17 protein-coding genes are annotated in these 19,377 nt (G+C 63.5%); 10 read left to right on the top strand and 7 right to left on the bottom strand.

The window, feature by feature from the left end; genetic code table 11:
* Positions 1 to 38: 38 nt before the first annotated feature.
* From BLQ01_RS05185 to BLQ01_RS05175, 3 genes are read left to right on the top strand one after another with little or no spacing between them, the layout of a single operon-like run.
* Positions 39 to 1,388 carry an MFS transporter gene (locus BLQ01_RS05185; RefSeq protein WP_091550482.1) on the top strand — a complete coding sequence of 450 codons (1,350 nt, stop codon included), beginning with the start codon at positions 39 to 41 and terminating at the stop codon, positions 1,386 to 1,388.
* A 6-nt stretch (positions 1,389 to 1,394) separates the two neighbouring features.
* On the top strand, positions 1,395 to 3,065 hold the full coding sequence (locus tag BLQ01_RS05180) for a 5-oxoprolinase subunit B/C family protein (RefSeq protein ID WP_091550481.1): 1,671 nt from the start codon (positions 1,395 to 1,397) through the stop codon (positions 3,063 to 3,065).
* 7 nt (positions 3,066 to 3,072) lie between these two features.
* Positions 3,073 to 4,836, top strand: coding sequence for an acetyl/propionyl/methylcrotonyl-CoA carboxylase subunit alpha (locus tag BLQ01_RS05175; protein WP_091550479.1), 1,764 nt, complete (start codon positions 3,073 to 3,075; stop codon positions 4,834 to 4,836).
* Between the two features lie 75 nt (positions 4,837 to 4,911).
* Here the strand turns inward: BLQ01_RS05175 and BLQ01_RS05170 are convergent, their stop codons facing one another.
* Complete coding sequence (locus BLQ01_RS05170) at positions 4,912 to 6,159, bottom strand: D-arabinono-1,4-lactone oxidase (protein ID WP_091550478.1); 1,248 nt, start codon at positions 6,157 to 6,159, stop codon at positions 4,912 to 4,914.
* Between the two features lie 128 nt (positions 6,160 to 6,287).
* Between BLQ01_RS05170 and BLQ01_RS05165 the strand changes: the two genes are divergently transcribed.
* Positions 6,288 to 7,292, top strand: a complete 1,005-nt coding sequence (locus tag BLQ01_RS05165) for a LacI family DNA-binding transcriptional regulator (protein WP_091550476.1) — start codon at positions 6,288 to 6,290, stop codon at positions 7,290 to 7,292.
* Positions 7,293 to 7,295: 3 nt separating this feature from the next.
* Here BLQ01_RS05165 and BLQ01_RS05160 read toward each other — a convergent pair whose 3' ends face one another.
* The 3 genes from BLQ01_RS05160 to BLQ01_RS05150 all read right to left on the bottom strand — a co-directional run bounded on the left by BLQ01_RS05160 (position 7,296) and on the right by BLQ01_RS05150 (position 10,995).
* Positions 7,296 to 8,291 (bottom strand): bile acid:sodium symporter family protein, encoded by a 996-nt coding sequence (locus BLQ01_RS05160; RefSeq protein ID WP_026540964.1) that lies wholly within the window; start codon positions 8,289 to 8,291, stop codon positions 7,296 to 7,298.
* Positions 8,292 to 8,369: 78 nt separating this feature from the next.
* Positions 8,370 to 9,866, bottom strand: coding sequence for a SulP family inorganic anion transporter (locus BLQ01_RS05155; RefSeq protein WP_091550475.1), 1,497 nt, complete (start codon positions 9,864 to 9,866; stop codon positions 8,370 to 8,372).
* Positions 9,867 to 9,888: 22 nt separating this feature from the next.
* The gene (locus BLQ01_RS05150; RefSeq protein ID WP_026540962.1) at positions 9,889 to 10,995 is read right to left on the bottom strand and encodes a GTP pyrophosphokinase; all 1,107 of its coding nucleotides are present in this window, start codon (positions 10,993 to 10,995) and stop codon (positions 9,889 to 9,891) included.
* A gap of 110 nt (positions 10,996 to 11,105) precedes the next feature.
* Between BLQ01_RS05150 and BLQ01_RS05145 the strand changes: the two genes are divergently transcribed.
* Positions 11,106 to 11,927, top strand: coding sequence for an alpha/beta hydrolase fold domain-containing protein (locus BLQ01_RS05145; protein ID WP_026540961.1), 822 nt, complete (start codon positions 11,106 to 11,108; stop codon positions 11,925 to 11,927).
* 40 nt (positions 11,928 to 11,967) lie between these two features.
* Positions 11,968 to 12,903: a carbohydrate kinase family protein gene (locus BLQ01_RS05140; protein ID WP_026547226.1), complete on the top strand. Its 936-nt coding sequence runs from the start codon at positions 11,968 to 11,970 to the stop codon at positions 12,901 to 12,903.
* A 55-nt stretch (positions 12,904 to 12,958) separates the two neighbouring features.
* Here BLQ01_RS05140 and BLQ01_RS05135 read toward each other — a convergent pair whose 3' ends face one another.
* The gene (locus BLQ01_RS05135) at positions 12,959 to 14,020 is read right to left on the bottom strand and encodes a glutathione S-transferase family protein (protein WP_091550473.1); all 1,062 of its coding nucleotides are present in this window, start codon (positions 14,018 to 14,020) and stop codon (positions 12,959 to 12,961) included.
* 136 nt (positions 14,021 to 14,156) lie between these two features.
* On the opposite strand from BLQ01_RS05135, the gene BLQ01_RS05130 reads away from it, so the two are divergent.
* The 4 genes from BLQ01_RS05130 to BLQ01_RS05115 all read left to right on the top strand — a co-directional run bounded on the left by BLQ01_RS05130 (position 14,157) and on the right by BLQ01_RS05115 (position 17,471).
* A complete protein-coding gene (locus BLQ01_RS05130) occupies positions 14,157 to 14,498 on the top strand; it encodes a helix-turn-helix transcriptional regulator (RefSeq protein ID WP_026540958.1) in 342 nt (113 codons plus the stop codon).
* On the top strand, positions 14,485 to 15,729 hold the full coding sequence (locus tag BLQ01_RS05125; RefSeq protein ID WP_091550472.1) for a type II toxin-antitoxin system HipA family toxin: 1,245 nt from the start codon (positions 14,485 to 14,487) through the stop codon (positions 15,727 to 15,729). Before BLQ01_RS05130 ends, BLQ01_RS05125 begins: the two co-directional genes overlap by 14 nt.
* 39 nt (positions 15,730 to 15,768) lie before the next feature.
* On the top strand, positions 15,769 to 16,578 hold the full coding sequence (locus tag BLQ01_RS05120) for an HAD family hydrolase (protein WP_026540957.1): 810 nt from the start codon (positions 15,769 to 15,771) through the stop codon (positions 16,576 to 16,578).
* A 68-nt stretch (positions 16,579 to 16,646) separates the two neighbouring features.
* Positions 16,647 to 17,471, top strand: coding sequence for an isocitrate lyase/PEP mutase family protein (locus tag BLQ01_RS05115; RefSeq protein ID WP_091550470.1), 825 nt, complete (start codon positions 16,647 to 16,649; stop codon positions 17,469 to 17,471).
* Between the two features lie 32 nt (positions 17,472 to 17,503).
* On the opposite strand, the gene BLQ01_RS05110 is transcribed toward BLQ01_RS05115, so the two are convergent.
* Entirely contained in the window at positions 17,504 to 18,364 is an 861-nt protein-coding gene (locus tag BLQ01_RS05110) for a methyltransferase family protein (protein ID WP_091550469.1), read from the bottom strand.
* A gap of 47 nt (positions 18,365 to 18,411) precedes the next feature.
* Complete coding sequence (locus BLQ01_RS05105) at positions 18,412 to 19,278, bottom strand: NAD-dependent epimerase/dehydratase family protein (RefSeq protein WP_254779241.1); 867 nt, start codon at positions 19,276 to 19,278, stop codon at positions 18,412 to 18,414.
* Positions 19,279 to 19,377: the final 99 nt, after the last annotated feature.

Genomic DNA, 19,377 nt, shown 5'->3' with positions numbered 1-19,377 from the left:
GACTCTGCATCACATCCCTCATCCCCCCGGAGGAAATCATGACCAGCACCAACAAGGCAGCCAGGGCCGTGACAAGGAAGCCACCGGCCGGCGCCATCAAGGCGTACATCGCCAGCCTCACCGGCACCTCGCTTGAGTACTACGACTTCGCCATCTACTCGGTGGCTTCGGCCCTCGTGTTCCCTAAGATCTTCTTCCCGGGCAACGACGAATTCGTTGCGCTCATCCTGTCCTTCTCCACCTTCGCAGTTGGCTACTTTGCGCGTCCGATCGGTGGCGTCATCTTTGGCCGGCTCGGCGACAAGATCGGCCGCAAATACGTCCTGGTCTTCACCTTGCTGCTGATCGGCGCAGCCACAGTCCTCATCGGAGCCTTGCCCGATTACTCAGTGATTGGCCTGGCGGCCCCGATCATCCTTGTGTTGTTGCGCCTCGCGCAGGGCATCGGAGTCGGCGGCGAGTGGGGTGGCGCCGTACTGCTCTCGAGTGAGTTCGGCGACCCCAACAGGCGCGGCTTCTGGTCGTCGGCGGCACAGATTGGCCCGCCGGCAGGAAACCTGATGGCCAACGGCGTCCTCGCCATTCTTGCGGCTTCGCTCAGCGACCAGGCCTTCCTCTCCTGGGGATGGCGTGTGGCATTCCTCTCCTCGGCAGTGCTGGTGGTCTTTGGCTTGCTGATCCGCCTGAAGCTGGAGGAAACCCCAGTGTTCAAGGCCATCCAAGCCCAGGGAGACCGTCCCAAGGCTCCCATCAAAGAAGTCTTCACCACCCAGCCCCGGGCGCTGATTGCTGCCTCGCTTTCCCGCATCTGCCCCGACATCCTCTACTCGCTGTTCACCGTGTTCGTGGCCGTCTACGCCACCAAGGAACTGGGAATGACCACGGGCAACGTGCTGTCCGCCATCCTGATCGGCTCGGCCTTCCAACTCTTCCTGATCCCGCTTGCCGGCGCCCTGACGGACCGCTTCAACCGCCGCTGGGTCTACGGCATCGCTGCCGCTGCAACCGCGGCCTACATCCCGGTATTCTTCCTGATGATTCAAGGAAAGTCCGTTGGAATGCTGATCCTGGGCGCTGTTATCGGCCTGGCGCTCCACGCCTTCATGTACGGTCCGCAGGCTGCCTTCATCACCGAGCAATTCCCGGCAAGGCTTCGCTATGCCGGCAGTTCCTTGGCCTACACCCTGGCCGGCGTCATCGGCGGCGGATTCGCCCCGGTGATCTTCACCCTCCTCTACGGAGGAGGAACCGGCGGCTGGTACCTGATTGCCGTTTACATCCTCGTTGCTGCCATTGTCACGATCGTTGGCATGCTCCTCGGCCGCGACCCCAAGCCGGAAGAAGACGTCCGGCTCATGCAGGGGACGCACGCCCAGCCGGCGGCGTAACGAACAATGGGAACCGTGATGCACACAGCCACTGCCAAGCGGGTTCGCTCCGTTAGGCCGGTGGGCACCCGTGCCGTGCTGGCGGAACTGGACGGACTCCCGGACGTCCTTGCCTTGCAGGGCATGCTCAACAAGTCCCCGCTGCCGGGACAAGTGGATGTTCTGGCCGCCGCAGAAACTGTCATGGTGGTGGGTGAGTCCGCAGCGGCCACCCGGGCAATCGGCGCACGATTGCTGGAGCTGGAACTCATTGCGCCGGACGTGACCGATTCCGGGCTGGTGGTCATCGATACCGTGTATGACGGCGAGGACCTGGCGGATGTCGCGGAGCTCACCGGCCTGAGTGTTGAGGGCGTCGTAGCCGCCCATACGGGCCAGATCTGGACTGTTGCTTTTGCAGGTTTCGCGCCGGGGTTTGGTTACATGGTGGGCGAAAATGAAGTCCTCACGGTTCCACGACGCTCTTCCCCCCGGACGGCTGTGCCGGCCGGATCCGTAGCTCTCGGCGGACAGTATTCCGCGGTCTACCCGCGCCGGTCTCCGGGCGGTTGGCAGCTCATTGGACGCACCGGTTCAAGGATGTGGGACCTGGACCGGGCACAGCCGGCCCTTGTCCGGCCAGGTGACCGGGTCCAGTACCGGGCCGTCCGCGAGGTGGTCACGGCTGCTGAATCCCCAGCGCGCGAACCCGATAAGGAGGATCACGCTGAGCCCGGCCTGCGGATACTGAACCCAGGCGCGCAGAGCCTTATCCAGGACCTCGGCCGCCGAGGCTATGGTCCCCTCGGTGTCTCGGCTGCGGGCGCCCTGGACAGGGCCTCGTTGCGTCGGGCCAACCGGTTGGTCGGGAACGCCGCTTCAGCTGCGGCCATCGAATCGGTCAACGGCGGGCTGGCACTGGAAGCTGTTGGTGATCAGGTGATTGCTGTGACCGGTGCGCCGACGACCCTGACCATCGAGTCGCCGTCGTGGGTTGAAGCCGAAGAGGCGGACGACGCCGGCGCCCAGCCGGGTGCTACGCGGACCGTTCCCATGGCCGCTCCTTTCGCATTGCTCGACGGCGAAGTCCTCACTGTGGGCACTCCGGAAGCGGGGTTCCGGAACTACATCGCGATCCGTGGTGGTGTGGATGTTCCAAAAGTTCTGGGCAGCCGGTCCGCGGACACTATGAGCGGGATCGGACCCGCCCCATTGACCATCCGGCAGGTCCTTGCTGTGGGTGACGAAACGGCGTCCACAGCGGTGGGAAGCCCCGAACTCCAGCCGGATTTCCCGGACCTCCGGGGAACGGGAGTCACTGTGCTCGACGTCATTCCCGGGCCGCGGGCGGATTGGTTCGACGCCGATGCCCTGGAGTCGCTCTGCAATCAGGAGTGGCTGGTGACACCGCAGTCCAACAGGGTGGGCATGCGCCTGGACGGAACGCCGTTGCAGCGCACGCGGGATGGCGAACTGCCCAGTGAAGGAACCATGGCCGGAGCCCTCCAGATCCCGCCGGCCGGATTGCCGGTCCTCTTCCTGGCGGACCACCCCATCACGGGCGGATACCCGGTGATTGGCGTGGTGCGTGCCGAACACCTTGACCTCGCCGCGCAGGTTCCCATCGGCGGAAGGATCCGCTTCCGCCTCGTCCCGGATTCCCCGGATTTCACCACCAACAAGTCCCCAGAAAAGTGAGTATTTGATGCGCAAGGTCCTGATCGCGAACCGTGGCGAAATAGCAGTCCGCGTCGCCAGAGCCTGCGATGACGCAGGCATACAGTCTGTCGCCGTCTACGCGGACATCGACGCCGATGCCATGCATGCCGGTGCTGCCGACGAAGCCTACAGCTTGGTGGGAAATTCGCCGGCTGAAACGTATTTGAACATGGGGAAACTCCTCGATATCGCAGCGCAGTCCGGTGCGGACGCCGTCCACCCCGGATATGGCTTCCTGTCCGAAAATGCGGACTTCGCACAGGCGGTACTCGACGCCGGCCTCGAGTGGATCGGCCCCTCACCTGAGTCCATCCGCTTGCTTGGCAACAAGATCACGGCACGGGAGATCGCCGTCCGCGCGGGCGCACCCATGGTTGCCGGCAGCGACGGCCCTGTTTCGTCGGCTGCGGAGGCCCGTGCTTTCGCTGAGCAGCACGGACTTCCCCTCGCCATCAAAGCCGCATTTGGCGGTGGTGGCCGCGGGCTGAAGGTGGTCCGGGAGCTCGGCGAAGTTGAGGAAGCGTTCGATTCCGCAGTCCGTGAAGCTGTTGCCGCCTTTGGCCGCGGCGAGTGCTTCGTGGAGCAGTACCTCGACCGGCCGCGGCACGTGGAAGCACAGATCATCGCAGACAAACTCGGGAACGTAGTTGTAGTGGGCACCCGCGATTGCTCGTTGCAGCGGCGCCACCAGAAGCTGGTGGAGGAGGCTCCCGCCCCGTTCCTCAGTGACGTGCAGCGGCAACAAATCTACGAAGGTGCCAAGGCAATTGTCCGCGAAGCCGGCTATTACGGTGCCGGAACGGTGGAGTTCCTTGTCTCGGCCGACGGTGCCGTGGCCTTCCTTGAGGTGAACACACGGCTCCAGGTTGAGCACCCCATTACGGAGGAAACCGCAGGTATCGACCTGGTGCAGGAGCAGTTCCGCATCGCCGCCGGCCTGCCGCTGAGCGTCCTGGAAGATCCTGTGGCGCGGGGCCACTCCTTCGAGTTCCGCATCAATGCCGAGGACGTCGGCCGCGGATTCCTTCCCTCACCAGGCACCGTTGCCGTCTTCGAGGCACCTACCGGTCCGGGCATCCGCCTGGACACCGGAGTCCGTTCCGGATCGTTCGTGGCGCCCCAGTTCGACTCGCTGCTGGCCAAGCTGATCGTGACGGGCGCTGACCGCCAACAGGCACTCCGCCGTGCACGCCGGGCACTTGCCGAAATCAACATCACCGGCCTGGCGACCGTTTTGCCGTTCCACCGCGCAGTCCTGGAGTCCGAGGACTTCACCTCCGTTGCCGGGATGCGGGTCCACACCCGCTGGATAGAGACGGACTTCGCAGACCAGATCCCGGTGGATCCGGAGTTCAAAGTGATGGCCCCGGAGGGTGAGCGCAGAACCATCACCGTGGATGTCGACGGAAAACGCCTCGCTGTGGGGCTCCCGGCTGACCTCCTGGATGGTTGGGCCCGCTCCGGACAGGGTGTTCCGGCCTTTTCACCATCGACCGATACGCCGGGTTCTGTCATCGGCACAGGTGACTCCCCGGCCGAATCAGCCCTCGTCTCCAGCATGGCCGGAACAGTAGTGAAGTGGCTTGTCGAACCCGGCGAAGAGGTATCCGCCGGTGACCCTTTGGTGGTGCTGGAGGCCATGAAGATGGAAACCCAGGTCCCCGCCCACCGCACAGGAACGCTCTCGGAAGTCGTGTCCGCGCCAGGAGGCGTGGTCACTGCCGGCGCCGTGTTGGCGCACATCTCCTAAACCCGCCAACCACGCTGACAACCCTTTCCCGTTGCAGCCAGCGAGGGAACAGAGGGTGGGCAACGTGGTTGGGGGCTAGGACTTAACGGCTACGCCCAGCACGCTGTCCAGGAGCTCGTTGCGGAACTTCCCCGAGGGATCGTGGGCCTGCACCAGGGCCCGGAAGTCTTCGAACCGCGGGTACAGTGCGGCAAAGTCGTACTGGCCGGGCGTGAACAGCTTGCCCCAGTGCGGCCGGGCACCGAACGGGCGCAGAGCTTCCTCGAGCTCGGGCAGCACAGCTTCCACCTCTTGCTGCACGGGTTTCCACGTGAAGTGCAGCGCTACGCTTTGCTGCTGGTAGAACGGGCTGAGCCAGAATTCATCAGCCGCAATGGTCCGGACTTCCGAGATGAACAGGAGCGGGGCCAGTTTGTGGGCGAGGGCCCGGACGGCCTGCAGGGCAGCCGGTGCCTGGTCGAGCGGCAAAAGGAATTCGCTCTGGAGTTCTTCTCCGTTGCTGGGGGTGAACTCGTGGCGGAAGTGTGGCAAGCGGTCGAGCCACTTCCCGGCCACGTCCAGCTGTTCCGTGCAGTTTTCGGCCGACATGTCCGGCAATGGGTGCATGGCCGTCGTCGCAGCCGTTGCCCCGAACAAATCAGGCAGGGGAGCTTCGGAGTCCAGCGCCTTGAGCCAAACCTGGGGGATGGTGTCGCCGGTGTAGTTCGTGAAGAAGCTGACGCTGTACGCGCTGGAAGCAATGGCCTGGAAGTTCGCCAAAGCGCCATCCCAGGACAGCCCGGTGAGCACGCGCTGCCGGACCTCAAAGCTCGGCCGGACTGCCAGCTCCAGTCCCGTGACAATGCCCAAGGCTCCCACGCCCACAACACTGGCGAGGAATTCGTCGTCGTCCGCGGTCAGGGTCACCAGCTCGCCGGAGGCGCGCACCAGGTCAATACTGACGACGGCGGCAGCCAAGGAGGGGTTGTTGACTCCACTGCCGTGCGTGCCGGTTTGGATGGCACCCGCAACGGAGATGTGGGGGAGCGAGGCCAGGTTGTGGATGGCATAGCCCTGTTCCTCGAGCGCGCGGCCGAGGGCGCCGTAGCTGATGCCACCGCTGACTTTCACCGTGCCCTTGGCGGTGTCCAAAACGACCTCCTGCGGAAGGGCATCGAGGAGGAGGTGGGTGCCTTCGGTATCGGCAACGGTGTTGAAGGAGTGCCGGGAACCAAGGGCCTTGATCTGCGTTGCCTTGGCTACCAGCCCGCACAGCTGCTCCACGGTTGTGGGCCGCTGGACGTCCGCAGACGAGTACTCAAGATTTCCTGCCCAGTTCTTCATCGAAAGATCTCCCGCTCGTATTTGTAGGCTCCCGCAATTGTTAACGTTCTCAACTAATTGCGTCAAGGGGAGTCCACGCCGGTTGCGGCTAGAGTTCAAGAGATTGGCCGTCTACCAGGAGTCGCAACGTGAGCAAGGGATCCAAGCCCACCATCCGGGACGTAGCGATGGCGGCGGATGTATCGCTGACAACAGTTTCCTACGTTCTCTCCGGCCGTCACGGCGGCACAACCCGGATCAGCCAGCCCACGCAGGACAGGGTTCTGGCCGCGGTCAAGGAGCTCGGGTATGTGCCCAACCAGGCAGCCCGGGGGATGCGTCGCGGCAAGACGGATGTGGTGGCGGTGGCCATTGGAAACCTGGACTGGCCGTGGGACCGGGCCCTCGCAACAGCCGCAGCCCGGATTCTCCCCGAGCACGGTTACCAGCCGGTCATCCTCCTGGGCGACGACTGGAGGAAGTTCATGATGTCCGGCGGCGCCGATGGCGTCATCATCGGCTACTTCCCGGAAGCGCGCTCCGAGGATGAAACAGTGACCGAATTGGCCCGCCGCGGGGTTGCGCAAGTGGTGATCTCCGGAACCATGAAGCCCGCCGGGTTCGATGTCCTGGCTCCCGAATCCGACGAAGGGCTGGCGGAGTGCATGGAATATCTCACTGCAAACCACAGTCGGATCGCCTGCATCCGCATGGCCGCTCCGGATGGCCGGCCCAAAAGCCGGTTCAATGCTTACGCAGCCGGACTGAAGAAGGCAGGCATACCCCTGGACGAGTCCTTGGTCAGGACATCGCAGCATCAGCCGGCCACAGCGTACCAGTCGGCTTTGCAGCTGCTCCAACTTCCGGACCGGCCCACGGCCATCTTCTGCACGGACGATATGGAAGCTTTGCAAGCCATTCGCGCCGCCTACCGCCTGGGCCTACGGGTCCCTGAGGACGTCCAAATCGTGGGAGTGGGAAACTCTACCGAAGGCCAGGAATATGATCCGGCGCTCACCACCGTGGGTCCGGAGCCGATGTTCGAGCAAGTAGTCAGGATGCTGCTTGACCGCTTGGCGGGCACCACCCCGGCGGAGGGCATCCGGGTGGCATCGCCGTGGAAGCTGCACCACCGCGGCACCACGCAGTCTTAGGAGCTAGTCCATCAGGGGCCGTCGTGCCAGCCAGGCTGCCACGATCGCCCCCGAGATGTTGTGCCAGAGCGAGAACACTGCGGATGGCAGGGCAGCCAGGGGACTGAAGTGTGCGGTGGCCAGGGTCGCGGCCAAGCCGGAGTTCTGCATGCCAACCTCAAAGGCGAGGGCCCGGCGTGCCTTGTCATCCAGCCTGCCCAGCTTGCCCGCCAAGTAGCCAAGGCCCAGGCCGAACCCGTTGTGGAGGACTACTGCGAGGAAAACGATCCCACCGGCAGCCACGATCTTGCTGGCACTGCCCGCCACGACGATCGCCACGATCAGTGAAATCACGACGGCGGAGGCCCAAGGAAGTGCCGGAAGAACCTTCGCGACGAGCTTCGAAAGGAACAGCCGGGCCAACAGTCCGGCGATCACGGGCAGCAAGACGGTCTTCACGATGTCCATCACCATGGCCCCGGCGTCAATGTGCAGGAAGGAGCCTGCCAGGAAAAGCGTCAGTGCGGGCGTCACGATGGGCGCGATCAAGGTGGAAACCGAGGCAACGGCCACGGACAGCGCCACATCGCCCTTGGCCAGGAATGCCATGACGTTGGACGCAGTGCCGGACGGGGCGCAGCCGACGAGGATCAGGCCGACGGCCAGTTCCGGCGGCAACTGCAGGAGCACTGCAATGAGCCAGCCGGCACCGGGCATGATGACGTAGTGGGCAATAATGCCCAGCGCCACAGCCCACGGGCGCCGTGCTACCGAGGCGAAGTCGGGCGGGGTCAGCGTGAGGCCCATGCAGAACATGATGACGCCCAGCAGGTAGGGAACCGCGACGCCCATCGGTTTGAAGAGGTCCGGAAGCAGGAAGCCAAGCACGCCTGCAACCACTACCAAAATGGGGAATACGGTAACGGCAATGCGTGCAATCCGGGCTTCCGCAGCAAGTGCGGGGTTGGCAGGGGTAGCGGCTTCTTCGGTTTTCGACGGGGAATTGGTTGCCTCAAGCATTCATCCATGCTCACATTCACCCCGGCGGCCCCGCGACTTCGTGACATTCGTCGGAGCGTATATGTCACTTGGTTGGGGTCAGGAGTTGAGCTTCCCCGCGAGGCGCTCGCGCATCCGAATACTGGCCTCGTTGAGCCCGATGAACTCCACTTCCCGCCCATGATTCCAGTACTTCTCGGTCACTGAATCCAGCACCGCCACCGTGGAGGCATCCCAGATGTGTGAACCATGGAGATCGATGATCACCCGATCTATGCCTTCTGAGGAATCTTTCGCATAGTCGAACTGCGTGTACAGATCGTTGGACGAGGCAAAGAAGAGTTCGCCGTCCACGGTGTACGTTGCAACATGCTCGCCGTTGAGCTCCAGTTCGGTCCGCTCCACCGTGGCGAAGTGGGCTACCCGCCTCGCGAACAGCACCATGGCGGTCAGGACGCCGACGCCGACACCCACCGCCAGGTTGTGCGTCGCCACCACCGCAGCGACGGTGATGAGCATGACGGCGGTTTCAGACTTCGGCAGTCGCTTGAGCGTGGAGGGCAGGATGGAGTGCCAATCGAAGGTAATCAGCGAAACGAAGATCATCACCGCCACCAGGGCCGCCATGGGAATCATGCCCACAACATCGCCTAGGACAACCACCAGCACCAGCAGGAACACGCCGGCCAGGAAGGTCGAGAGGCGGCTTCGAGCCCCTGAGCCCTTGACGTTGATCATGGTCTGGCCGATCACTGCACACCCGCCCAGGCCACCAAGGAAACCGGTGACGATGTTCGCGGCACCTTGGCCCCAGGACACCCGTGTCTTGTTGGAACGCGTATCCGTGATGTCGTCCACCAACTTGGCCGTCATCAGCGATTCCAGCAAGCCCACCAGTGCCATGGACAGCGCGAAGGGAGCAATGATCTGGAAGGTTTCCAGGTTAAGGGGCACGTTGGGAAGGAAGAACCCGGGCAGGCTGTCCGGGAGTTCGCCTTTGTCGCTGACGGTGGGAACGTCGATGCCACCCAGTACGGTCACCAGCGTGATGGCCACGATCGCCACCAGCGGCGCAGGAATGGCGGTAGTGATGCGGGGCAGTCCGAACACGATCACCAGGCCCACGATGACAATGGGATAGACCATCCACGGCACGTTGAAGAGCTCGGGCATCTGGGACATGAACACCAGGATTGCCAGGGCGTTGACGAACCCGATCATCACGGATCGGGGGATGAAGCGCATCAGTTTCGTGACACCCAGGACCGCCAGGATGATCTGGAAAACGCCAGCCAGGATGATCGTGGCAATCAAGTAGTCGAGCCCGTGTTCCTTCATCACCGGGGCGATCACCAAGGCCACGGCACCGGTGGCCGCGGAAATCATGGCGGGACGGCCGCCAACCAAGGCCGTGACCACGCCCATGGTGAATGATGCGAAGAGGCCAATACGCGGATCCACCCCGGCAATCACGGAGAACGCAATGGCTTCGGGGATCAAAGCCAGGGCCACAACGAGCCCCGCGAGGGATTCAGTCAAGAGGCGGCGGGGCGAGCGGAACGTCGCCCGCAGTGACATGAGTTGCTCGGGAGTCATGGGTCCTTACAGTGCAGTTGTCCTAGAGCGCAGTCTGGCGGTAGCGCTCAATCTGCTTAAGGCGCCGCTGGAGGCTGTCGCGCCGCGGGTGCGGGACGACGTCGGGCGCCTCAGCGGTGAGATCGATGTGTCCGGTTCCGTACTGCCACAGCAGGAGGTCATCCAAAAGGCGGTCCGGGCCTGGGGAATAGCGATGGTCCAGGGCCTTGCGGACCTCGGTGATCCGGTTGGCGCTGAGCAGTCCGGCGAGCTCCACGGTCTTGGTCAGTCCGTGGGCGGCAAGCAGTTCGGCAGCCCATCCCCAGTCATCATCAACTTTACGGTCAACGTGAGGAAGGAGCGTACGCCAGACGTCACGGACCCTGTTGGGCGTCAGCGGTGAGCCGCCCTCACCCTCAAGGTCCCAGTAGCCGCGGACTTCCTCGTACCGCTCGTGAAGATCGGCGAAGGCACTCTCCACCGTTTCCAGCATGGCTGCAGTGGCCGTGAACTGGCGGTCGAAATGCGGGGTCCAGGCGCGCGGGTCTTCGGCCTTGAAACGGATATCGTGCTCGATCTCGCTCCACGCGTGCGCAAAGACGGTGCGGATCTGGCATTCGAAGAAGTAGCTGCCGTTGGCGGGCATTTCCGGGTTGAAGACGTGCTGGTACTCCTTGACGGCCTCGTTCTGGATGGTGCGCAGAATGAGGTGGCGGCTGGAATAACCGTAGGTTCCGGACTCGATTGAACCGATGTCCTTCTCCCGGTCTCCACGGCAATCAAAAAGTTGCCGCTGGCGCTTGATGATGTTGGCAACGGCAGCGTTTTCGGCCGGCAACTTGGTGATCACGCGGATGCCCACCATGTCGTTCAACGTGCGGAAAGGATCCGGGAACTTCAGCAACCGAGGCCCGCCCGGCTCCAGGGGATCGTCCGTCCGGGAAATCTTTTCCCGGAATGACTCCACCGTCTTGGTCCGACCCGTGACGAACAAAGGTGTGACCTCGGCGTCGTTCAGCATGTCCCTCAAGGTCAGCAGGACATCACGCGTAACCCGCTTCAAAGCTGGGCGGACACGCTCATAGAGCGCCACGTTCGCCTCTACCGCGTCGCGCTGTTCCTGGTCCAGGCTGTCCCAATTGCTTGCCATGCCCCCAGCTTACGGTGCGGGTCCGACACTGAACCGAGCCACTCGCCGTCGGGGTGCCTCTAGCCAAACCAGTGAATCGTCACGATAGGCTCAGTACAAAGGAGGGCGCAATGTTGCGGCACAAGTACAGCTACGGCGAACACCCCAGCCAATGGGGCGAACTCTTCATACCTGAACCGTCCAACGGAAACCATCGTGGCGCGTCTGCGGTTGCCGGTGGAATCGCTGTTGTGATCCATGGCGGTTATTGGCGCTCACAGTACGGCGCGGAGCTCGGCGAGCCCCTCGCGCGGGATCTGGCAGCGCACGGCATCACTGCTTGGAACCTCGAATATCGGCGGGCCGGTAACGGTGGTGGTTGGCCCCATACTTTCGAGGACATCCTGGCCGGCATCGACCACCTGTCCACCATTGCCGGCGACCACAACCTCCAGCTCGGCAAAGTGGTGGCCCTGGGTCACTCTGCCGGCGGCCATTTGGCTGTTTGGGCTGCTGGCCGGCAGCGGCTCTCGGACATCGGAACGCCCGACGCCGATCGCCAGCTCCAGCGCAGCCCGGAGGACAACGCCGTGCACCTGACCGGCGTCGTCAGTCAGTCCGGCCTCCTGAACCTCGCCGCCGCGGAGAAGCTGAACCTCAGCAACGGCGCCGTGTGCAACCTGATGGGCGGCGATTCCGCCAGATACCCCAAACGGCATAAGTATGCGGATCCCATGAGTTCGCTGCCGCTGGATGTCCCCGTATATGCCGTTCACGCCACGGATGACGAGGACGTTCCCGCCAGCCAGTCCGAGGCATATGTTGCTGCGGCTACGGCTGCTGGAAGCGCAGCCCAGTTGCTTCGCGTACCCGGCGACCACTTCGACCTGATTGATCCAAAAGCCGTGGCATATAAAAAGTGCCGGGAATTGGTGCAACGGCTGCTCTCGTAATTGTTGGTCGGGCGCTCCCGACCTCTGGCAGAGTTGTCCCATGCTGACAGTCATTGGTGAGGCCCTTGTTGATGTGGTGCAACGTCCGTCCGGAATTGAGGCGCACGTTGGCGGCAGTCCGCTGAACGTGGCTGTCGGCCTGGCTCGCCTGGACCACCCTGTGCAGTTCATCGGCCGCTACGGCAAGGACGCCTACGGTGATTCCATTGCTGCGCATTTGCGGTCGAGTTCGGTCATGGTGCCGCTTCCGCCCGACGGAAAGCCCACCAGCGTGGCCACAGCGCAGATCGACGACGACGGCGCCGCCACCTACGTTTTCGACCTCGCCTGGGAATTGCCCGGACTCGCCGCGCGGTTGCCGCTGATGCTCCAAGGCGCCACTTTGCTGCATACAGGTTCGATCGCCACCGCTTTGGAGCCTGGCGCAGCGGAGGTGCTTGCCGCCGTCGAGTATGCCCACCCGAACAGCACCATCAGCTTCGATCCCAACTGCCGTCCGAGCATCATTACGGACGTTGAATACGCACGGACCCAGGCCGAGCGCTTCGTGGTGCTGTCCGACGTCGTGAAGGCCTCGGATGAGGACCTTGAATGGCTCTACCCCGGTGTTGATCCGGTGGAATCCGCACGCCGCTGGCTGACGTTGGGCGGCTCGGAAGGCCCGGCTTTGGTAGTGGTCACGCGGGGTTCGCAGGGTCCCTGGGGTGTGACCAGGGCAGGGGAAGCGCAGGTTGCCGCCCCGTCCGTGAACGTGGTGGACACCGTGGGTGCGGGGGACTCATTCATGGCCGGCCTGTTGTCCGCGATTGTGGACCACGGGCTGGATGGCGCGCAGAACCGCGCAGAGCTCCGGGCGATGCCTGCAGAAACCTTGGAAGCCATCATGGATCACGCCACACGGGCGGCTGCAGTTACGGTGTCACGGGCAGGCGCGAACCCGCCCACGCGCGCCGAGCTTAATCACGGTGTGGCATAGACGAGGCATAGACGAGGCATAAACGGGGGGCCGAGCGGGCATGAGCCCAGGACGCTTAGCCCGCTCCGTGCCCCGCAGCTACTTCCTCCCCAGCTTTCACCGGTCCCGGCGGAGTTCCCTCGCCGAACGGGCTCCCGCCCAGGGCTTCGCGTCCGTGCGGGGTGAGCCAGCCGGATAGATCGGGTCCGGCGGGGACGATCTGCGTGGGGTTAATATCCTCGTGAACTATGTAGTAGTGCTGCTTGATCTGCACGAAGTCGATGGTGTCCCCAAACCCCGGCGTCTGAAACAGGTCCCGGGCGTAGGCCCACAGCGCCGGCATCTCGCTGAGCTTGTTCCGGTTGCACTTGAAGTGTCCGTGATAGACGGCGTCGAAGCGCGCCAACGTGGTGAAGAGCCGGACATCGGCCTCGGTAATGGAATCGCCCACCAGGTACCTCTGCCCCGCCAGCCGCTCCTCGAGCCAGTCCAAAGCGTTCCAGAGCCGGGTATAGGCGGCGTCGTACGCTTCCTGGGATCCGGCGAATCCGCACCTGTAGACGCCGTTGTTGACCTCGGTAAAGACGCGTTTGTTGACCGTGTCGATTTCCTCGCGCAGGTGCTCCGGGTATAGCTGCGGTGCGCCCGGACGGTGGAATTCTGTCCATTCCGAGGAGAAATCGAGGGTGATCTGCGGGAAGTTATTGGTCACCACCTGGCCACTCGGGATGTCCACAAGCGCCGGAACCGTGATGCCCCGCGGGTAGTCCGGGAAACGGCGGAAGAATGCTTCCTCGAGGCGTTCTATGCCGAGCACGGGATCTTTGCCGTCGGGGTCCAGGTCAAAGGTCCAGGAGCGTGCGTCGTGGGTGGGGCCGGGCTGGCCGAGGCTGATGACGTCCTCAAGGCCCAGCAGCCTGCGCACAATGACAGCGCGGTTGGCCCAGGGGCACGCCCTTGCTGCGATCAATCGGTACCGCCCCGGCTCAACAGGCCAGCCAGGCTCGCCATTGGGTCCGGCGGCACCGTCGCGGGTGATTCTGTCCTCGATGTAATTGGTGTCCCGGGTGAACTCACTGCCGGTGACGTACGCCCCGCGGGTGCTGTGTTCTTCGACTTCGCTGGTCTTCTCACTCATGGCTTCACACTATGCCCCGGATCTGGACATTCTGACAACTCCCTCCGTTCCAGACAAGCATCGTCTTGAAGGCGGCGGTACCGCTATAATAAAACATCTCTAAAGGGCAATAAGCGATGTTTTAAGAAGGCTGGTTATGGCGAAGCGTAGCGTCCCCCTTCGTCCTCATATTCAGGACGCCCTAACCGTGTGGGGGCAACTCATCCGCCAAGGACGAACAGAACGAAAATGGACCGCAAAGGAACTGGCGGCTCGTGCGAATGTCTCGGAGCAGACGGTACTCGCAGCTGAGGCCGGCAGCCGCGGTGCGGCCGTAGGCACCATGATGGAACTCGCGGACCTCGTAGGCGTTCCCATCTTCGGTATTGAAGACCGTGCAGAGCTGGCGATTCGTCGTCAGCGTGGGGAGGAGATGCTGGCTCTCCTACCCAGCCGTGTGCGCCGACCGAAGAGCAGGAGTGTCGATGACGATTTCTGACGAGCTCTACGTTTGGATTTGGCTGCCGGGCGGAACCGAGCCTGTGGTAGCCGGGAGGGTGGAGCAATCCGGGCCGCTCGTCACGTTCATCTACGGCCTGAATTACAGATCCCGCCCGGACGCTATCAGCCTGTTCGCCCCTGAGCTTCCCCTTCGGCCAGGAGTGCAGGAGCCTTCAGACGGACTGAGCATCGCTGGCGTTCTCAGGGATGGCAGCCCCGATAGGTGGGGTCGCGGTGTCATTGAGAGGAGGCGGAATGTTGCCCCAAACTCCCTTAGCGAGATCGACTACATGCTGAGTTCGGGTTCGAACCGCTTCGGCGCTTTGGACTTCCAAGTTGATCGGGATGAGTACGTGGCCAGGGATGACTCGGCAACCTTGGACGAGTTGCACAGGGCCGCCACCATCCTCGATGAAGGCGGCGAGCTTTCGGCAAGTCTTGAGGCAGCCATGATTCATGGCACCAGCCTCGGAGGTGCGCGTCCCAAGGCGACGCTCACTGAGGATGACGGGAGCGAGTGGCTCGCAAAGTTTTCCTCGTCCGACGACCGCGTCTTCTCGGTGGTAAACGCTGAGGGGGCGATGCTTGAACTAGCCCGGCGCGCCGGTATGAACGTGGCCGATAGCAAGGTTGTGCCGTCTCTCGGACGGGAAGTCCTTCTTGTCCAGCGATTCGACCGTGACGGGGCGGGCGGGAGACGCCACGCAGTGTCGGGGCTGACCATGGCCGAGACGGACGAGATGTACGCACGGTACGTGTCATACCCCCAGATCCTTGATGTGCTCCGCGAGTACGCCAAGGATGCCACCAAGCCAGGACCAGAGCTGTTTCAACGCATCGCGATGAATATTGCCATTAGCAACAACGACGATCACGCGCGAAATCACGCGGCGTTCTGGGACGGGAAACATTTGGAACTGACACCGGCTTACGATCTGGCCCCAGGGCAGAGGTCCGGCGATACTTTCGAACAGGCGATGCGTTACGGACGCGGTGATCGCGGCGCGAAGGTCTCCAACTTCGCAGCTTTGGTGGGCGAGTCCGAGACATACGGGCTCAGCGCAGCACAAGGCCGGGAGATTATTGACAATCTCGTGTCGAGTATCCGTGACAATTGGGACGCTGCTGCCGATATTGCACGGCTGGGTAGGGCAGACAAACAGAGGCTCTGGGAAAAGCAGGTGCTCCCGAGAGCGGCGTTTTTCGACTATGAACCTGACCAGCTGTAGCGGTGAAGGACGCACGGGCTACCCACGTAGACTGGCATGATGCGGCTCGTAGCAAGCGATATTGACGGCACCATCCTCGGTCACGACGGCAAAATCAGTGACCGCACCATCAAGGCATTCCAGGCGTGCCGCGACGCAGGGGTGGAACTCGTCTTCGTCACGGGTCGCCCGCCGCGCTGGTTGTACCCGTTGCAGGAGCAGTTGGGTCACAGCGGGATCGTGATCTGTTCCAACGGCGCCGTGGTGTGGGATCTCGAATCTGAGAAGGCACTGTCCTCGTCTGTCCTTGATGCCGGGTCCGTTTTTGAAGCGCGCCGCATCATCAAATCCATCCGGCCCGATGCACTCTTCGCTGTTGAGACCCTCACGGGTTTCCAGCTGGAGCCGGGCTTCATCGAGAACGAAACCAGCGAGCTTCTGGCCGAGTTCACCCCCGCACCGCTTGCCGAGACGCTCACGGCGGATGACGCCGTCGTGAAATTCCTGGCAATAACCCGCAAGGGTACTCCGGACGAGTTCCTGGCCGAGGTCCAGCCGGCGGTGGAGCATCTGGTGAGCACAACGCACTCGGCGCCGCGGACGGCGATGCTGGAGATGTCCGTTCCGGGCATCAACAAGGCCGTCACCCTGGCGAAATACGCTGAGTCCCTGGGGATCGAAGCCGCTGATGTTGTGGCGTTCGGCGACATGCCGAACGACATCGAGATGCTTCGCTGGGCCGGTCACGGCTACGCGATGGCCAGCGGGCACCCTGAGGCCATCCTCGCCGCCGGGCAGCAGGCGCCGCACTTCGACGACGACGGCGTGGCCCAGGTTCTCGAGGCAATGCTGACGGAGCAGCGGGTCTAGTCAGGCGCCGCACTGGTAATGTCCGATTTCCGCCAGCCAGATTCCACACCGGCTGATGGAATGAACTCATGAGCTTCGAACATCACCAAACGGCCGCCCACTTCCGATCCCTTCACACGAGCCAAAAGCCCTTGGCGTTGAGCAACGCCTGGGACGTGGCCAGCGCCGTCGTTACTGCGGCAGCCGGTGCGACCGCTGTTGCCACTACCAGTGCGGGCGTCGCTTGGTCGTTGGGCCTGCCCGACGGCGACCGGCTGGACCGGGAGCGCGCCGTGGCCGTAGTTGCCGGCATCGTGGAGGCCGTCAACGTACCCGTCACTGCGGACATCGAGGGCGGATTCTCCGAAACGCTCGAGGGAATCGCTACGACAGTCGCCGGGATTCTTGAAGCCGGTGCGGTGGGAATCAACATGGAGGACGGCTCCAGGCGCCCGGAGGAATTCTGCGCCAGGATTTCGGCAGCGCGGGATGCCGCACGGCAAGCGGGCAAGGACCTGTTCATCAATGCACGCACAGATGTCTTTCTGGCCGGTGCCGGCACTGTTGAGGAGCAGATCGAGGAAGTCCTGGCCCGGGCAGAAAAGTACATTGAGGCAGGTGCCGACGGCATCTTCGTCCCAGGAGCATCAGAGGCAGGGACCATCGCCGCCCTGACCGCCGGGATTTCCGTCCCCGTCAATGTCATGGTGGGGGCAGGATCGCTCAGCGTTGGTGAGCTTGGAAAGCTGGGCGTAGGCCGGGTCAGCCTGGGATCCAGCATCGCCCAAGCCGCTTACGCTGTGGCGCAACGGGCAACTGAAGAGCTGAACACTACGGGCACGTACACCACGGTGGCGGAAGCCTTGGATTACGGCTTCCTCAATGGCTTGATGGACTCGTCGACGAAGAACTGAGGGGCCTCCCCATCACTGCAAGGGCAGTCCATTCACCAGCGGGGAACCCAGCAGCGTACTGACTCACGGTATCGCTGGAACTCGGCGCCGAACCGATGCTCCAAGTCCGCTTCTTCGTGCGGCCTTACAGCGTAATTCCACAGCAGCGAGCCGAGCACCGCGTAGGCAACCACCAACCACGAGCCCAGCATCATGCCCACGGCTGCTCCTTGGGAAATGCCGGCCACGGCCATCGGGTTCCGGACCCACTTGTATGGCCCGGCGATCACCAGTCGGTTGGGCATGGAGGAGGGCAGCGGGGTGCCGCCTCCCGTGGAGGACATGGTCACCGCCGAAGCAATGCCCAGGAAACTGGCCAGCACCAGCAAGGCCAGCCCTGTAGGCGCCGCCGCGGAGGGGAACGTCACGGCAACCTGCCAGCGCTGCTCGAGCCACGAAAGCAATGACGGCACTACCACCAGAAAGAATCCCCAGAAGAGAACCAACTGACCCATGGTTGCCGCCACGTTGGCTGCCGTGCCGCGGTGGGTGGATGCCGGCCGGAACGCGAACGGTCCCTGCACGATCAGTTCCGTCGGCACCCGGCCCCGCACCAGAAAGAACAAGGCGATAACTGAACAAGCGGCGGCGGCAAGCATGATCAGGACGCCCCACCCCGCTTCAGTAGTGATGGTGCCGTAGGCGGCCAAGGCGATCGCAACGAGGACCGTCCAGCCGGTGGCCACGGCGGCTGCAGCCCTGACGCCGAAGGCCGCCACACCGGAGCCGATGACGAACAGTGGAAAGTCAAAGGCCGCCACAAGTACGGGGTCCAGGCCGCCGAGCGTAGCCCCGCGCACCGCCGGCGACAGGAAAACGGCAATCCACCACGCCAGTCCAGCCCCGGCCTGCACAGCGAAGTAAACCCGCCCCCATAGTTGAGCCCCCTGCGCCCCCACGGTCACGGGTGCCGCACGCCCTCACCGGCCAGCAAAGCCCGGTAGCCCTCTTTGTAGGTGGGGAAGGTGGGTTGGAAGCCGGTGGCCCGCAGGCGTTCGTTGGAACAGCGTTTGTCGCCGGGGCCGGCGTCGGACGCGTCGCCGGGTGCCGCCGTCGGGGGTTCCGGGCAGTGAAGTTCAGCGGCGAGGAAGCGCATGACGTCCCCCATTTCGGCTGCCAGGTCATCGACGCCAACATAGACGGACTCCGGAGCGGCCTCCATGGTGGTGAGGTGCACGATCATTGCCGCGGCATCGTCCCTGTGGACGCGGTTGGTGTGCCGCGGTTGGGCGGGGATCGCGGCTTTGCCGCTGCGGACCTGGTCGATCAGCCGGGTTCGACCCGGCCCATAAATTCCACCCAGCCGCAGGGAGATGGACTCGCTGCTGGTTCCGCGCGTCCGGCTGAACAGCAGCTCTTCCGCTTCTACCAGGACCTTGCCGCTGAACCGTGTGGGCTCCGTGGGCGTCGACTCGTCCACAACAGCCCCACCGGAGTCCTTGTACACAGCCGTGGAGGAGACGAACAGGATCCGTCGCGGCTCGATCGCTTGCCGCTCCAGTGCATCCAGGACGTTCTTCACCCCGTTCAAGTACGCCGCGCGATACGCCTCTTCCGTGGAGGAATCCGCTGCAACAGCCACCACAACAATGTCCACGTCCCCGGGCAGTTCCGGCACGGAGGTAGAGATGTCGGCGAACATGCCGCGGATCCCGGCAGGCAGCTTTTCGGGGGAGCGGCGCAGGCCCACCACGTCATGTCCCGCAGCGGCGAAACGCAGTCCAACTTCGGTTCCAAGGTCGCCGCAACCGGCAATCAACACAGTCATTCCCCCAGTTTGCCAGCACGCAGTGTCACGCAGTTCCCAGCTTCCATACAACCGGCGTTCAACTTGGCTCCGTAGGCTTCCAGCCAAGAACCCGTTTGC

Source organism: Arthrobacter sp. UNCCL28 (assembly GCF_900102805.1).
GTDB classification, from domain to species: Bacteria; Actinomycetota; Actinomycetes; order Actinomycetales; family Micrococcaceae; genus Arthrobacter; species Arthrobacter nicotinovorans_A.
This window is presented reverse-complemented; position numbering and strand designations above follow the sequence as displayed.

What these genes read in the sequence shown, in the direction of transcription:
- BLQ01_RS05155 (WP_091550475.1), bottom strand. Translation starts at nt 9,866, where the DNA reads ATGACTCCCGAGCAACTCATGTCACTGCGGGCGACGTTCCGCTCGCCC.
- BLQ01_RS05160 (WP_026540964.1), bottom strand. Translation starts at nt 8,291, where the DNA reads ATGCTTGAGGCAACCAATTCCCCGTCGAAAACCGAAGAAGCCGCTACC.
- BLQ01_RS05180 (WP_091550481.1), top strand. Translation starts at nt 1,395, where the DNA reads ATGGGAACCGTGATGCACACAGCCACTGCCAAGCGGGTTCGCTCCGTT.
- BLQ01_RS05115 (WP_091550470.1), top strand. Translation starts at nt 16,647, where the DNA reads ATGAGCTTCGAACATCACCAAACGGCCGCCCACTTCCGATCCCTTCAC.
- BLQ01_RS05130 (WP_026540958.1), top strand. Translation starts at nt 14,157, where the DNA reads ATGGCGAAGCGTAGCGTCCCCCTTCGTCCTCATATTCAGGACGCCCTA.
- BLQ01_RS05120 (WP_026540957.1), top strand. Translation starts at nt 15,769, where the DNA reads ATGCGGCTCGTAGCAAGCGATATTGACGGCACCATCCTCGGTCACGAC.
- BLQ01_RS05150 (WP_026540962.1), bottom strand. Translation starts at nt 10,995, where the DNA reads ATGGCAAGCAATTGGGACAGCCTGGACCAGGAACAGCGCGACGCGGTA.
- BLQ01_RS05185 (WP_091550482.1), top strand. Translation starts at nt 39, where the DNA reads ATGACCAGCACCAACAAGGCAGCCAGGGCCGTGACAAGGAAGCCACCG.
- BLQ01_RS05145 (WP_026540961.1), top strand. Translation starts at nt 11,106, where the DNA reads ATGTTGCGGCACAAGTACAGCTACGGCGAACACCCCAGCCAATGGGGC.
- BLQ01_RS05140 (WP_026547226.1), top strand. Translation starts at nt 11,968, where the DNA reads ATGCTGACAGTCATTGGTGAGGCCCTTGTTGATGTGGTGCAACGTCCG.
- BLQ01_RS05125 (WP_091550472.1), top strand. Translation starts at nt 14,485, where the DNA reads ATGACGATTTCTGACGAGCTCTACGTTTGGATTTGGCTGCCGGGCGGA.
- BLQ01_RS05175 (WP_091550479.1), top strand. Translation starts at nt 3,073, where the DNA reads ATGCGCAAGGTCCTGATCGCGAACCGTGGCGAAATAGCAGTCCGCGTC.
- BLQ01_RS05170 (WP_091550478.1), bottom strand. Translation starts at nt 6,159, where the DNA reads ATGAAGAACTGGGCAGGAAATCTTGAGTACTCGTCTGCGGACGTCCAG.
- BLQ01_RS05135 (WP_091550473.1), bottom strand. Translation starts at nt 14,020, where the DNA reads ATGAGTGAGAAGACCAGCGAAGTCGAAGAACACAGCACCCGCGGGGCG.
- BLQ01_RS05105 (WP_254779241.1), bottom strand. Translation starts at nt 19,278, where the DNA reads ATGACTGTGTTGATTGCCGGTTGCGGCGACCTTGGAACCGAAGTTGGA.